At 68.7% G+C, this 13,860-nt stretch carries 9 protein-coding genes and 1 pseudogene; 3 read left to right on the forward strand and 7 right to left on the reverse strand.

Annotated features, from left to right (window positions below; all coding sequences use genetic code 11):
- Positions 1-35 precede the first annotated feature (35 nt).
- From GO606_RS06380 to GO606_RS06410, 7 genes and pseudogenes are all read right to left on the reverse strand, one after another.
- Complete coding sequence (locus tag GO606_RS06380; protein ID WP_169118760.1) at positions 36-1,097, reverse strand: BON domain-containing protein; 1,062 nt, start codon at positions 1,095-1,097, stop codon at positions 36-38.
- 273 nt (positions 1,098-1,370) lie between these two features.
- A complete protein-coding gene (gene speE, locus GO606_RS06385; RefSeq protein ID WP_211166644.1) occupies positions 1,371-2,246 on the reverse strand; it encodes a polyamine aminopropyltransferase in 876 nt (291 codons plus the stop codon).
- A 45-nt stretch (positions 2,247-2,291) separates the two neighbouring features.
- Positions 2,292-2,645 (reverse strand): annotated as a pseudogene (locus GO606_RS06390) (S-adenosylmethionine decarboxylase family protein); the annotation flags it as partial.
- Between the two features lie 131 nt (positions 2,646-2,776).
- Positions 2,777-3,907 carry a chemotaxis protein CheB gene (locus GO606_RS06395; protein ID WP_169118758.1) on the reverse strand — a complete coding sequence of 377 codons (1,131 nt, stop codon included), beginning with the start codon at positions 3,905-3,907 and terminating at the stop codon, positions 2,777-2,779.
- Positions 3,908-3,955: 48 nt separating this feature from the next.
- Positions 3,956-6,181, reverse strand: a complete 2,226-nt coding sequence (locus GO606_RS06400; protein ID WP_169118757.1) for a putative bifunctional diguanylate cyclase/phosphodiesterase — start codon at positions 6,179-6,181, stop codon at positions 3,956-3,958.
- A 2-nt stretch (positions 6,182-6,183) separates the two neighbouring features.
- A complete protein-coding gene (locus GO606_RS06405; protein ID WP_169118756.1) occupies positions 6,184-9,126 on the reverse strand; it encodes a chemotaxis protein CheB in 2,943 nt (980 codons plus the stop codon).
- A 251-nt stretch (positions 9,127-9,377) separates the two neighbouring features.
- Positions 9,378-10,529, reverse strand: a complete 1,152-nt coding sequence (locus tag GO606_RS06410; RefSeq protein ID WP_246979415.1) for an SRPBCC family protein — start codon at positions 10,527-10,529, stop codon at positions 9,378-9,380.
- A gap of 641 nt (positions 10,530-11,170) precedes the next feature.
- Here GO606_RS06410 and cbiB point away from each other — a divergent pair.
- From cbiB to cobO, 3 genes are all read left to right on the forward strand, one after another.
- Entirely contained in the window at positions 11,171-12,133 is a 963-nt protein-coding gene (gene cbiB, locus GO606_RS06415) for an adenosylcobinamide-phosphate synthase CbiB (RefSeq protein WP_169118772.1), read from the forward strand.
- Positions 12,126-13,157 (forward strand): threonine-phosphate decarboxylase CobD, encoded by a 1,032-nt coding sequence (gene cobD, locus GO606_RS06420; protein WP_169118754.1) that lies wholly within the window; start codon positions 12,126-12,128, stop codon positions 13,155-13,157. The genes cbiB and cobD overlap by 8 nt, the downstream gene beginning before the upstream one ends.
- A gap of 99 nt (positions 13,158-13,256) precedes the next feature.
- Entirely contained in the window at positions 13,257-13,856 is a 600-nt protein-coding gene (gene cobO / locus GO606_RS06425; protein WP_169118753.1) for a cob(I)yrinic acid a,c-diamide adenosyltransferase, read from the forward strand.
- The last annotated feature ends 4 nt before the right edge of the window (positions 13,857-13,860 follow it).

Consider the following 13,860-nt stretch of genomic DNA (forward strand, 5'->3'; position numbering starts at 1 on the left):
CCGACAGGCTGGCGGGCGGACGGTAGGGGCGAGTGCTAATCCTCCTTGTTCTTGCCGCGGCTCGACTCGCTCGAGCCCGACTTGCTGCTCGATGAACCGGACATGCCGGAGAAGCCGCCGGACGACGAGCCGCTCTGGCCGTGCTCGCTGCCGCTCGCCCCCCGCTGCTGGCCGGACTGCGACTGCTGCGAGGATGACTGCGATTCGGATTGCACCCGGATGCGGTTCTCGATGTCCTGCACGCCCCAGCACTCATCGACCACGTCCTCGATGCGATGGCGCATCTGGCGGCTCGGCACGGTGCCTTCCAGTTCCACGCAACCTTCCTTGACGTTGATGCTCACCTCGCTCACGTCCACCCCCGGTTCCTCGACAAGGCGCTCGCATACCATCTCGCGGATGCGTTCGTCCGAGCGGGCATAGTTCTTCGGCCCCTTGCGGCTGCGCGACGACAGCTCGGACTGGCCCCACGAGGCTTGCATACCGCCGTAGCCGCGGCCCGTCTGCGACGTCTGCGTGCCCATCATCCCCTGCTGCGGCTGCTGGCCCCATTCCTGCTGGCCGTAGCCGCCTTGCTGACCAAAGCTGCCTTGTTGCCCGTAGCCACCCATCCCCTGTTGAGACTGCTGGCCGTATCCGCGCTGGCCGAATCCCTGCTGGCCATAGCCGCCCTGCTGGCCGTAGCCTTGCTGGCCGAATCCCTGTTCGTGCTGCTGGCCCCAGCCCTGCTGACCGAAACCCTGCTGCGGCTGATGCTGCCCGTAACCCTGCTGCCCGAACCCCTGTTCGTGTTGCTGGCCCCAGCCCTGCTGGCCGAAGCCCTGCTGCGGCTGATGCTGCCTGTAGCCCTGCTGGCCGTAACCCTGGTCATGCTGCTGGCCATAGCCCTGCTGACCGTAACCTTGCTGTCCGTAACCCTGCTGATGCTGGCCGTAGCCTTGCTGGCCGAATCCCTGCTGCGGCTGCTGGTGCCCCCAGCCCTGCTGGCCGTACCCTTGCTGAGACTGGCGGCCGCCCTGCTGGCCGAATTCCTCTTCTTCGTAATCCTGCTGTCCGTAGCCCTGCTCACGCTGGCCCTTCTGGCGCTGCGATTTCATGTTCTGTCTCCTCAGGTGGCGACAACAAGCCGGGTTCCGACACACCCCCGGCGGAAAAGGGACGGCTTCGACCGCCCATCGGTTTCCTCCCCATCCTGAGCAATAGGCATGCCCCGGCTGGCGAACGGGGGCGCGACAGGGGAAGGGGACGCAGCACGCGCCGCGGAGCGTGGAGCCGCCCTGATGCGGCAGGATCGGTCAGGGAAAAGTTACAAGGGCTTGTAGTTTCGTCAGGGCGCGGGCAGTGTGCGGCCCTTCCGCAGACTGCCGGGATCAGGCCAGCAGCGCGCGCAGGTGGTTCGGCAACGCGAACTGGGCGCAGTGGACTGCGCCGTTGTAGTGCTGCAAGGCGCCGATTCGCCGTTCCGCGAGGCGGCGGTCGACTTCTGCGGCGGGGAGCGCGGCCGGGTCGAGCATGTCGGAGGCGGTCGCGAAACCCCACAGCGTGCCGTACAGCGGGACGTAGAGGAAATACGGGCGGACGATCGCGAACACTTCGCGCAGTCTGGCGACGAGCGTTCGCAGCCGATCCGGCTGGAACACCGGTGCGCCGATGTGCAGGCTGATCGCGCCGCCCGGTGCGAGCAGCGCGCGGCAGCCGCGGAAGAAATCTTCCGAGTACAGCGCCTCGGCCGGACCGACGGGGTCGGTCAGGTCGAGCACGATCAGGTCGAAGCGCTCGGCGGCGGCCGGAGCCTCTTCCATGACATAGCGGAAGCCGTCGCCGATGCGCAGCTCGACGCGCGGGTCGTCGAGGGCGCCGTGGTGGACCGCCTGCAGGTGACGGCGCGCGATCTCGATCACTTTCTCGTCGAGTTCGGCGATGACGATTTTCACCATCGTCGGCTGCTTCAGCAGCTCCTCGGCCGAGCCGCCGTCGCCGCCGCCGAGGATCAGCGCCCGCGCCGGCGCGGGATGGGCGATGCACGGCACCTGGATCAGGTTCTCGTGATAATGGAACTCGTCGCGCTCGGACGTCATGAAGCAGCCGTCGAGCCGGAACAGGCGGCCGAACTGGGGGGTTTCCCAGACCTCGTACTCCTGGTAGCGGGAGCGGCCCTTCTCGATCAGCGTCCCGCCGCGCGTGAAATAACCGGCGTCCTCGTTGAGCTGCTCGAAAATCACGCCTTCGGCAGCGGGGAGCGGCATCGGGCCGGTGGCTGCGGCTTTCTCCGGCAGGCGGCCGCGCACGACCTCGTGCCCGACGATCTCGGCCGGCCGCAGGGCGTCGATGAGTGCGCGATACACCACGCGCGCACGATCACCGTTGTCGCGCGAGAAGTTGCAGACGTATACGTCGAGCGTGACGCCGCCCGACTCCGGCCAGGTGTGGATCGCCAGATGGGATTCGGCCAGCACGACGGTCCCGGTGACGCCGGCCGCTGCTCCGCTTTCGTCGCAAAACTGATAGAAACAGGAGCCGAGCGGGGTCAGCCCCGCTTCCCGGCATTGCGTCACGCACAGGGTCTCGAGCGCTTCGCGCTCGGTCAGCGCCGCGGCGGGAGCGCCGCAGCGATACAGGTCGGCAAGCAGGTGCAATCCGTTCATCGGCCGTTCGATATCTCGTCAGAATTGGGATGAATGACGCGATGCTAGCATGCACCCAGTATTTAATATTTCTGCAAAAGTGATTCGGGCCGGCAGCACGCGCCGGCCCGGCCGGGTACCGAATGCCGGCGCTATTTGGGCGCCAGCTTGTCGACGCCGCCCTGCAGCAACCGGCGCACCACCTGCGCGTGGTGTGTCGACTCCCGCTCGCGCTCGCGGAAGTGCTGCCGCATTCCGGCAATCTGCTGCTGTTCGACGCGTTCGGCCATCCGCGCGTTGAGCGCTGCGCCCTCCTCGAGGGCGCGCACGGCCGTCCACAGCGCCTCCTCGATCGCCTCGTCCTGTTCCGTGAGCAGTGATTCGAGCGTGTAGGCGTGGCCGACACGGCAGCGGAAGCGGATCAGCGCCTCGTCGCGGATTTCCCACAACGCCCCGCGGCACTCGGGGCAGATGTAGGGCGCCGGTGACGCGATCCGGCGCAGCAACTCCTCGCTGTCGGGGCTGCCCGCGGCGATCTTCGCTTCGACGACATCGATCTCCGTCGTTGCCATGTTCGTTTTTGCATTCTCTGTCTTCGCCATGTTCGTCTCCCGTGATTGCGGATTCGAAACAGCGGGGGGCCCGGAATGCAGGCACGGCTGCGGGCTCGGGTTCGGCGCGCCCGCTGCGGCGCCGGCCGGCAGGGGTTTTGTCAGGCTCACCAGCACGCGCGGGATCTCGTGCAGCGGCACGCAGTGGTCGATCTCGGTCTCGCGCAGCGCGCTCTGCGGCATCGACGGGAAAAGCGCGTCGCGGGGGTCCTGGACGATCGTCGTGCCGCCGCGCAGCTTGATCGACCTCAGGCCGGCTGCGCCGTCGTACAGGTTGCCGGTGAGGACGACGCCGATCACCGCCGGGCCGTAGGCGATCGCCGCGCTGCGGAACAGCGGGTCGATCGCCGGCCGCACGTTGTTCTCGCGCGGGCCTCGCGACATGCGCACCTGGTCGCGCTCCACCAGAAGGTGGAAATCCGGCGGCGCGACGTAGATGCGCCCGGAACGGAGCGGCTCGCCGTCAACGGCCCGGCCCGCCGGCAGCGGACCGGCACGCGCCAGGATGTCCGGCAGCATCGAAGGGCTGTCGCGCGACAAGTGCAGGACGACGAAGACGGCGGCCGGAAGATTCTCCGGCAGCGCGCGCGCGACGCTGCGCAGCGCCTCGACCCCTCCGGCCGAAGCACCGATGACGATCACGCGAAAGTGCGAAGAGGTCGTGCTGGACATGCGCTGCCTCGGTGGTGGCGGCGGCCGGGTGCCGGGCCCCGGCGCCGGCTAGCCGGCGCGCAGCAGTTCGGCGAGTTTCTCTGCCGACACCGGCTTGCTGAAGAAGTGCCCCTGGAATTCGTCACAGCACTGCCCCTGCAAGAAGCTCGCCTGCTGTGCAGTCTCGACGCCTTCGGCAATCACGCGCATGTTCAGGTTCTTCGCCAGCCCGATGATCGCGCCGGTGATCGCGCCCGCGTCGCCGTCGCCGCCGAGGTCGCGCACGAAGGACTGGTCGATCTTCAGCTTGCTGATCGGGAAGCTGCGCAGATAGCTCAGCGACGAGTAGCCGGTGCCAAAGTCGTCGATCGACATCCGTACCCCCATTTCCTTGAGCTCGCTCATCAGGCCGGAAGTCGCGACGTGATCGTGCATCAGCACGCTTTCGGTCAGCTCGAGTTCCAGCGTGCCGGGCTCGATGTGGCTCACGGCGAGCAGCCGACGGATCAGGTCGAGAAGGTTCTTCTGCGAGAACTGCAGCGCCGAGATGTTCACCGACACCGTGATCTTCTTCAGCCCGGCCTCGCGCCACGCGCGCGTCTGTTGGCACGCGCGTTCGAGCACCCACGCGCCGATCGGCACGATCAGCCCGGTTTCCTCGGCGACCGGAATGAACTGCGCGGGCATGACGAGGCCGCGTTGAGGATGCTGCCAGCGCAGCAGCGCCTCCGTCCCGACGATGTCGCCGCTGCCGTCGAACTGCGGCTGGAACACGAGCCTGAACTCGCCGCGTTCGATCGCCCGGTGCAGGTCGTTTTCGAGCGCGAGCCGCTCGAGCGCGTGCGCGTTCATGTCGGCAGTGAAGAACTGGAACTGGTTGCGCCCGCTTGCTTTCGAGCGGTACATCGCGATGTCGGCGTTGCGGATCAGGGTGTCCGGGTCCGTCGCGTCGTCGGGGAACACGCTGATGCCGATGCTGAACGAGACGTTCAGCACGTAGCCGTTGACCGGGATGCTCTGCTCCATCGCCTCGATGATCTTCCCGGCGACATGTGCCGCCTGTTCGGCCGAGTCGACGTGCGGCAGCATCACGATGAATTCGTCGCCGCCGCGGCGCGCCACCGTGTCGTCCTCGCGCACGCTGGCCTTGAGACGCTTGGCGACTTCCTGCAGCAGGTGGTCGCCGACGAGGTGGCCGAGCGAATCGTTGATCGTCTTGAAGCGGTCGAGGTCGAGGAACAGCACCGCCGCCCGCGTTCCCTCGCGGGCGGCGTGGGCGAGGCCTTGCTGCATGCGGTCCTGCAACAGCGCGCGGTTCGGCAGCAGGGTCAGCGGGTCGTAATGGGCGAGGAACCGGATGCGCGACGTGGCCGCCCGCTGGTCGGTGATCTCGGCGTAGATCGCGATGCAGTTCTCGATGCCGCCGGCCTCGTTGCGCACCGCGTGGATCGTCAGCCATTCGTTGTAGATCTCGCCGTTCTTGCGGCGATTGCTGATCTCGCCGCTCCACGAGCCGTGGCGTTCGATCGCGCTCCACATCTCGCGGTAGAAATCCCGATCATGGCGGCCCGAGGCGAGCAGTTTCGGGTTGCGGCCGAGCACTTCGTCGGCCGAGTAGCCGGTGACTGCGGTGAAGGCGCGATTGACCGACACGATGCGGTTGAGGCTGTCGGTGATCATGATCGCGTCGGTGCTGCGCTCGAACACCTGGGCGATCAGGTTGAGGCGGTCTTCTTCGCGCTTGCGGTCGCTGAGGTCGACGAGCGCGGTGCGGCAGAGGCGCCCGCTGCCATACTGCCCAAATGCGACGCTCTCGAGCCGCACGTGGCGGATCGGGCTCTCGCGAGCGGGCGAGGTGCGCAGCGGCAGGTGGTCGAACACCCGGCCCGGCTCCGACATCACGCGGCGCAGGTGGCCGAACAGCTGCGCCGTCGCGCCGTTCGGCAGCCAGCCGCTCAGCGGCATGCCGATCACCTGCGCGCGGTCCTGCCCGAGCAGGCGCGCGCCGGTCAGGTTGATCTCGAGGATCGCGCCGCTCTCGTCGAGCGTCATGTAGCCGACCGGGGCGAAATCGTAGAGGTCGCTGTAGCGGTCACGGGCGTCCTCGAGCGCCCGCCGCGCCTCGATGAGTTCCTCGTTCTGCGCTTCCAGCTCGATCTGGTGCACCCGCAGCTCCTCGACGACGGACGAGAGGTCCGCACCGTCGCGCAGTGCTGCGAGGCGCGCTTCGAGCTCGCGGATGCGCGCGATCAGCTCATCCCTGGACTTGCCGTCCTCGCCATACCCGTCGTCCATGGCTACTCCTTGTCCGGCGCGAGGCCGGCGTTATCGGCGCCGCCCTCGATCTGCATCAGCACGAGGAACGGCGGCCCTGAGGCCGCGTCTATCGGCCGGCCGCTGATGCGCACGCGCCGCCGCCCGATGGCCTCGAAGTCATGCTCGACGACGAAATCCTCGAACCCCTCGCCGTGCGTGCATACCCCTTCGAGTGCCTTGCGCAGCCGTGGGATCCCCCACTGGCCGTTGCCCAGATGGTAAAGGAGGTTGCCGACCGTCTCCAGCGGGGCGACCCGGAACGTGTCGAGAAACGCCGGATTCGCCGACACGACCTTGAGGTTTTTGTCGAGCACCAGCAGCGGGTGCCGGACCGCGTTGACGATGCCCTGCGCGTAGTCGCGGGCCTCCTGCGCCATCTGCAGCGCGCGCTTGGTGTCGTCGATGTCGACGAACGCGACGACCGCGCCTTCGAGCCGGCTCTCGATCGTCTTGTACGGCCGCACGCGGATCGAATACCAGCGTCCGTCGCGCGCCTGGCCTTCGATCTCCTGCACCGTGACGGTGTCGATGACCTGCGTGATGCGCTTCGGCAGATCCGGCACCCGGATGCCGAGTTCGATGTCGCCGATCGTGCGTCCGATGTCGCGGTCATCGAGATTCAGGTGCTTCCCGGCCAGCGGCGTGTAGCGGCGGATGCGCAAGTCGGTACCGAGGATCACGATCGGGACGTTGACGCTGCCGAGCAGGTTCGACAGGTCGTTGTTGAGCTGCGACAGCTCGCGGTTGCGCGTCTCGAGCTCCTCGTTGACGGTGGACAGCTCCTCGTTGACCGACTGCAGCTCTTCCTTGGCTGTTTCGAGCTCTTCGTTGGTGCTCTGCAGTTCCTCGTTGCTCGACAGGATCTCCTCGTTGGCCGAGCGCAGTTCCTCGTTGATCGTCTCGTCCTGCTCGATCACCGACTGCAGGTATTCCCGGGTCGTGGCGAGCTCGTGTTCGAGCCGCGCCAGGCGTTCCTCGTGCTGCGCGCCGGGCGCGCTCGCGCTCCCCGTGGCCAGTGAGGTGCCGGGCGTTGCGCGGAAGACGACGAGAAAAAAGCCCGGCGCGGCGGATTCAAGCGGCGACACTTCGACTTCGACGAGCAGCGTCTCGTCGCCGCGCCGCAACGCGATGCCTTCCTTGCGCGTCCCGGCGCGCGTCCTGAACGCTTCGCCGACGATCTCGCGCAGCTCCATCGCGAGCGCGCCGCGCGCCATCCGCAGCAGGTTGAAACTCGCCTCGCCCGGCGCCGGTTCGAGAAACTCGCCGGTCTGGCCGCGGAACTGCACGATGTCCATCTGCTCGTTGATGACAACGCTCGCCGGGCAGTATCTCTTCATCAGCAGCCGGTCGACGGCCTTCGACAGGTCGCGGCCGGCGAGCGGCGCGGCGCGTTCGTGCGCGGCCGGTTCGGCGACGCTGAACGACGAGGACAGCGGCGCGGAAAAGTCGAGCTGCAGGGTCGCCGCGAGCGCCTTCTTGACGTAGATCTTGTGCTTCGTGTCGAGCGTCCGGTACATGTCGGCGTGCTTGCCGATGGTCTCGGCGCTGCCCAGCAGCAGGAAGCCGGCCGGCTTGAGCGCGTAGTGGAACAGCGCCAGCACTTTCTTCTGCAGCACCGGACCGAGGTAGATCAAGAGGTTGCGGCAGCTGATCAGGTCGAGGCGCGAGAACGGCGGATCCTTGACGACGTTCTGTTTCGCGAACAGGCACATGTCGCGGATCTGCTTGCTGATCAGGTAGCCCTGCTCGTCGTGCGTGAAGTGGCGCGCGAGCCGGGCGGGCGACACGTCGGCGGCGATGTTGTCGGGGAACACGCCGGCGCGCGCCGTGTTGATCGCGTGGGTGTCGATGTCGGTGGCGAAGATCTGGATCGGCAGGTGGACGCCCGCTTCGTCCAGGCATTCGAGCAGCGCCATCGCGATCGAATACGGCTCCTCGCCGGTTGAACAGCCTGGCACCCAGATGCGGATCGGGTCGCCGCCGCCGGCGCAGCGTTCGATGATCCTGGGCAGGATTTCGCGCGCCAGCGCGTCGAACACGGCCGGGTCGCGAAAGAACGCGGTGACGTTGATCAGGATCTCGTTGTAGAGCGTGTCGATCTCGGTCGGCCGCTCCTGCAGCAGCCTGACGTAGTCGGCGAGCCGGTCGAGCCGGTGGACGAGCATGCGGCGCTGGATGCGGCGGTGGATCGTCGTGTGCTTGTACTGGGCGAAGTCGACGCCGGTGCGCCGGCGCAGCAGGATGAAGAGCTTGTCGAGGTGCCGCTCGTCGGCGGGGGGAACGGCCGGCGCCTCGCGCGGCGTCGCGGCAACCCGCCCGGCGAGACGCGCGAGTTCGCGGGCGATCTCCGCCGGAGGCAGCACGAAATCGACGCAGCCGCTCGCGATCGCCGCTTCCGGCATGCTGCTGTAGCGGGCGCTGTCCTGGTCCTCGGCGAACGTGATGCCGCCTTCGGTCTTGATCATCTTCATGCCGGTCACGCCGTCCGACGCGGCGCCCGAAAGGATGACGCCGATCGCGCGGCTGCCCTGGTCCTGCGCGAGCGAGCGCAGAAAATAATCCACCGTCAGCTGCGGCGCGCGCGTCTCGGCAGGCGGCATCAGGTGCAGCACGCCGCCCAGGATTGCCAGGTTGGTGTTCGGCGGGATCACGTAGACGTGATCCCGCTCGACCCGCATGCCGTCGCCCGCCTCGCTGACCGGCATGTGCGTGCGCCCCGCGAGCAGGCTGGCGAGGATGCTGTGGTGCTTCGGGTCCAGATGCTGGACCAGCACGTAGGCCATGCCGAGGTCCGGCGCGAGATGGTCGAGGAACTCGTTGAAGGCTTCGAGGCCGCCGGCCGAAGCGCCGATGCCGACGATCGGGAACGCCGCAGGCAGCGCCCGCGCGCCGCGATCGTCCGGGTCGTGGTTCTGTTCACTCATGATTGGGGGAAATTCTATACGAGTTCATCTTGCGGGCCGTTTTCGGCTGTGGCCGAACTTCGCGCAATTTCAGGACAGGCGGTGATGCAGCGGATCGCGGCGAAGCAACCGGGGCGCTATCAACGAGAAAGGGCCGGGCGCGAACGGCTGGTCGCTTGCTAGTTTCGGCAGTCGCTGCACGGAACGGCCGCCCGGAGGCGGCCGTTGTTTTCTGCCTGCCGAAAGCCGGTGACGACCGGCCCGGCTCCGGCTCAGTGCAGCCGCTGCGCGTCCTCCGCCGCCCGTCGGGCGGCCGAGTCGCGCGCGGCGACGCCCGTTTCGAGGAAGGACTTCACGCGCATCAGGTCCTCGTCCATCTCGGTCTTCGCATCGCGCCCGAGCAGCCGCGCTGCCGCATGGCCGATCGCCCCGGCGGCGGGCGCGTAGTCCATCGACACCCGCAGCCGCGTGCCTTCGCCGGCGGGTTCGAAGTCGACTCGCCCTTCGCTCTCGACCGGGGCGCCCTCGACCGTGTGCCAGGCCAGGCGGCGGTTCAGTTCGCGCTCGGTGATCCGGGCGTCCCATTCGACCGGGCCGAACGGGCCGGCGACTTTCCAGTGCCAGCAGTCCTCGCCGGTCGGCCGCACCTCCTCGACGTTGCGCATGAACTGCGGGAAATTCTCCTGGTGCTGCCAGAAGTCGAAGACGCGTTCGGGCGGGGCGGCGATGAACATTTCCTTGTCGATGTGCACGCTGCGCGGGCCGGCCATGCCCGTGACCTCGCCGAGCTTGCGGTTTGCCAGCGCGCGCGTGACGAGCGCGCCGCCGAGCAGCGCCTGCAGCATGCCGAGCGGACGGTTGCGCGACAGCCCGGCCAGCGCGAGCGCGCCGCCCGCGACTCCCGCGAGCAGCCGGATGGAGGGCGGCCAGCTCTCGGCCATTCCCGCGCCACGGCGCCCTTCGTGCGCAAGCGCCCCCTGCAGCGCGGAAACGTTCCCCGGCTGCTCGTGTACCTGCAGCTGGTCCTCGATGCCGGTGACGCCGCGCACCGACCACACCGCGCTCATCAGGCGGTTCACCTCGCTCGCGAGCACCGGCCCGGACAACACCACCGTGCCGTCGTCGCGCGCCTGCACCCTGAGCGCGTGTGAATTGCGCACCACCCTGCCGATGCGGGCCCGCACGCGCTCCTCGACCTGATGCGCCGTCATCGGCTGCAACCGGCCCGTACCCGGGCGCAGTCGCGCTGCGACGCCGTAGCTGCGGTTGACCGCGTCGCGGTACGCGGTGTCGGCGAAGTGAGTCAGCCGGTTGCGCGTGCTCGCGAACTGATCGACGACAAGCGCGCGCCGGCGCCTGCCGACATCGGGATCGAGCAGATACATCGCCAGCATCCCGAGACCGAACCCCCGGATTGCCGACATGACGCGACTCCCATGGTTTCTCATTCCAGTCCTCCTTGCCGGCCGCCGCGACAACAGGAACAACGACTCCGGCTCCGTGAAGTTGGCACCGTCGACGCCGTCGCCAGGGATGACGACGACAGCGTCGGCCTGGCCCGGCCGGCCGTTGAGGGATCGGTGCGGGCTCGCGAAGGAGCGGATGCAAGAAACGTTCCCCGCGGAGCCCCGCAGCGGATGCGGGAAAGCGGTGCGGCGGGGGGCGCAGCCGGCGGCTTCCCGGTCGGCATGTACACTTCAGCGGCAAGAAGTTGCGGCAGTGCCGACCTGCCGGGCGTTAGACTAAGGTTTCACTGAGAAGGGGCGGCAACAGCCCCGAATCCAACCCCGATGAAAGGAGAGATCATGCCTGCCGGTACTGTCCGCCTGCACCGCGTGCTGCGCGCCAAACCCGAGAAGATCTACCGTGCGTTCCTCGATGCGGAGCCCCGACCTTTACTCCGGAGATCGCGCGGCGCCCATTGTCGCGCGCTTCGGCCTGCCCACCTCTATCGAAGCGCTGCTGGCCGAGCCGGCTGCCGTGACCTGAACCGATGACGGCGGCAATGTCCCCCACGGGGGCCGTCTATCTGGTCGGTGCCGGGCCCGGCGATCCCGAGCTCCTGATGGCCGCGGTCGAATTGTTGCCATTGCTGCAGCTGCCGCTCTGCGCCCTCGTCGCCGTCGGGCTCGACCGCCTGTTCGGCGAACCGCGCCGCTTTCATCCGCTGGTCGGTTTCGGCCGGCTGGCGCAAGGGATCGAAGCGGCGCTGCGCCGCTTTCCGACCCGGCACACCTGGCAAACAAATGCCGGCATCGCCGCCTGGGCGCTGGCCGTCCTGCCTTTCGTCGGCGTCGCGCTGTGGCTGCGCAGTATCGCGCCGGCCTGGCTGGCGGTGCCGCTCGATGTCGTCCTGCTCTACTTCGCGCTCGGCGCAGAGAGCCTGCGCGAACACGTGGTGCCCATCGCCGCCGCACTCGAGGCCGACGACCTGCCCGCCGCACGTCAAGCCGTGGGCCGCATCGTCTCGCGTGACACCACCGCGCTCGACGAGCCGGCGGTTGCCCGCGCCGCCGTCGAATCGACGCTGGAAAACGGCAGCGACGCGGTGTTCGGCGCGCTGTTCTGGTTCGCCTTGCTGGGCGGCCCGGGCGCCTTGCTCTTCCGCCTCGCCAACACGCTCGACGCGATGTGGGGCTACCGCAACGAACGCTACCTTCACTTCGGCCGGGCGGCGGCGCGTCTCGACGACCTGCTGGGTTATTTGCCGGCCCGCCTTTGCGCGCTGACCTACGCGGCGCTCGGCCGCGGGAGGCAGGCGCTGGCCTGCTGGCGCGCCCAGGCGCCGCTGTGGGACAGCCCGAACGCCGGCCCGGTGATGGCCGCTGGCGCCGGCAGCCTCGGGGTGAGTCTGGGGGGCGCCGCGGTATATCACGGGCAGCGCGAGGCACGCCCGGCGCTGGGCGTCGGACCGGCGCCGACGGCAGCCGACATCCGACGTGCGCTGGCGCTGGTTCGGCGCGGCATCGGCCTGTGGCTGATCGCCGGTTTCGTGCCGGCGCTGGTCTGGGGAGCGCGCCATGCTTGAACACGGCGGGCGCCGTCGCGCTGCGGCCAGGCGGTACGCAATCCCGGAAGCCGACTGGCTGGACCTGTCGACCGGCATCAGTCCGCACGGCTATCCGGTGCCGGCCATTGCGCCCGAGGACTGGCTGCGTCTGCCCGAAGACGACGACGGCCTGCTCGACGCCGCCGCGGCGTACTACGGCACCGCGCGGCTGGTGGCGCTGGCCGGCTCGCAGCCGGCGATCCAGGGCCTGCCTTTCCTGCTGCCGCGCGGTCGCGTCGGCGTGCTGGCGCCGACCTACGCCGAACACCCGCATCACTGGCAGCGCGCCGGCCATGAGGTGATCCGCTTTGCGGCCGCGGCGCTGCCCGCCGTCGCGGACACGGTCGATACGCTTGTGATTTGCCAGCCGAACAATCCCGATGCCGGCTGTATCGCGCCGGCGGTCCTGATCGATATCGCCGAACGCCTGCAGGCGCGGGGTGGCCATCTGGTGGTCGACGAAGCCTTCATCGACGCGACGCCCGAGGCTTCAGTGATCACGCTGGCCGGCGATCGCCTGCCGCATCTGATCGTCCTGCGTTCGCTCGGCAAGTTCTTCGGCCTCGCCGGTGCCCGCGTCGGCTTCGTCGCCGCCCGGCCGGACCTCCTCGCCGCGCTGCGCGAGGCGGCCGGCCCGTGGCCGCTGTGCGGGCCGGCACGCACGGTGGCGCGCCGGGCGCTGGCCGATACCGCCTGGCAGGACGTCATGCGGTGCACGCTGGCCGAAGCCAGCGCACGCCTCGCCCGGCTGCTCGCGCCGCTCGACCCGCAGGGCACGCGGTGCGTGCATTCGCTGTTTGTCTGGCTGCCCACCCCGGCGGCCGAATCGATCGCCGCTGCGCTGGCGCGCCAGGGCATCCTGGTGCGCCATTTCGCGGCCCCCGATTGCCAAGGCTTGCGCTTCGGCCTGCCGCGGGCGGAGAGTGACTGGCAACGCCTTGAAGCGGCGCTTCGTGCGCTGGCCGGCCCGGCGGCGCGCAAGGATTCCGGGGGGACGGCGTGACCATCCGCGCGCTGAGGGTGCTGGGCTGCACCTCCGACGCCGGCAAGAGCACGGTCGTCGCCGACCGGCAACAACTACAACAGGGAGATATGAAACGTGATGGATGAAGCCGATCAACGCCATCGCCAGCGCATGGCGCGCAAAAAGCAGGTGATCGACGCGCGCATCGCCGCCGCGCAGGGGGCACGCGGCGTGGTGGTGCTCCACACCGGCAACGGCAAGGGCAAGTCCTCGGCCGCCTTCGGCGTACTGGCGCGCGCACTCGGACACGGCCAGCGGGCGGCCGTGGTGCAGTTCGTCAAGGCGCGTTCGGACACCGGCGAGGAGGAGTTTTTCCGCGTCCACCCGCAGGTGCGCTGGCACGTCATGGGCGAAGGCTTCACTTGGGAAACGCAGGACAAGGCACGCGACGCGGTCGCCGCGCAGGCCGCCTGGGCGCAGGCGCGGGTCTATCTGGCCGACCCGGTGATCGACCTGCTGATCCTCGACGAGATCACCTACGCTTTCAAATACGGCTGGCTCGACCTCGACGCCGTCATTGCCGCGCTCAAGGACCGACCGCCCATGCAGCACGTCATCCTGACCGGCCGCGCGGCGCCGCCGGCGCTGGTCGCGGCCGCCGACACGGTGAGCGAGATCGCGGCGGTCAAACACGCCTTCCAGGCCGGGGTGCCGGCGATGCCCGGTCTCGAGTTCTGAACGG

Source organism: Aromatoleum anaerobium (assembly GCF_012910705.2).
Classification (GTDB): Bacteria; Pseudomonadota; Gammaproteobacteria; order Burkholderiales; family Rhodocyclaceae; genus Aromatoleum; species Aromatoleum anaerobium.

Bases quoted from the DNA above. Each gene is read 5' to 3' on its own strand.
- GO606_RS06410 (WP_246979415.1), bottom strand. From the start codon at position 10,529: ATGTCGGCAATCCGGGGGTTCGGTCTCGGGATGCTGGCGATGTATCTG.
- cobO (WP_169118753.1), top strand. From the start codon at position 13,257: ATGGATGAAGCCGATCAACGCCATCGCCAGCGCATGGCGCGCAAAAAG.
- GO606_RS06395 (WP_169118758.1), bottom strand. From the start codon at position 3,907: ATGTCCAGCACGACCTCTTCGCACTTTCGCGTGATCGTCATCGGTGCT.
- GO606_RS06405 (WP_169118756.1), bottom strand. From the start codon at position 9,126: ATGAGTGAACAGAACCACGACCCGGACGATCGCGGCGCGCGGGCGCTG.
- GO606_RS06380 (WP_169118760.1), bottom strand. From the start codon at position 1,097: ATGAAATCGCAGCGCCAGAAGGGCCAGCGTGAGCAGGGCTACGGACAG.
- speE (WP_211166644.1), bottom strand. From the start codon at position 2,246: ATGCCGCTCCCCGCTGCCGAAGGCGTGATTTTCGAGCAGCTCAACGAG.
- cobD (WP_169118754.1), top strand. From the start codon at position 12,126: ATGCTTGAACACGGCGGGCGCCGTCGCGCTGCGGCCAGGCGGTACGCA.
- GO606_RS06400 (WP_169118757.1), bottom strand. From the start codon at position 6,181: ATGGACGACGGGTATGGCGAGGACGGCAAGTCCAGGGATGAGCTGATC.
- cbiB (WP_169118772.1), top strand. From the start codon at position 11,171: ATGGCCGCGGTCGAATTGTTGCCATTGCTGCAGCTGCCGCTCTGCGCC.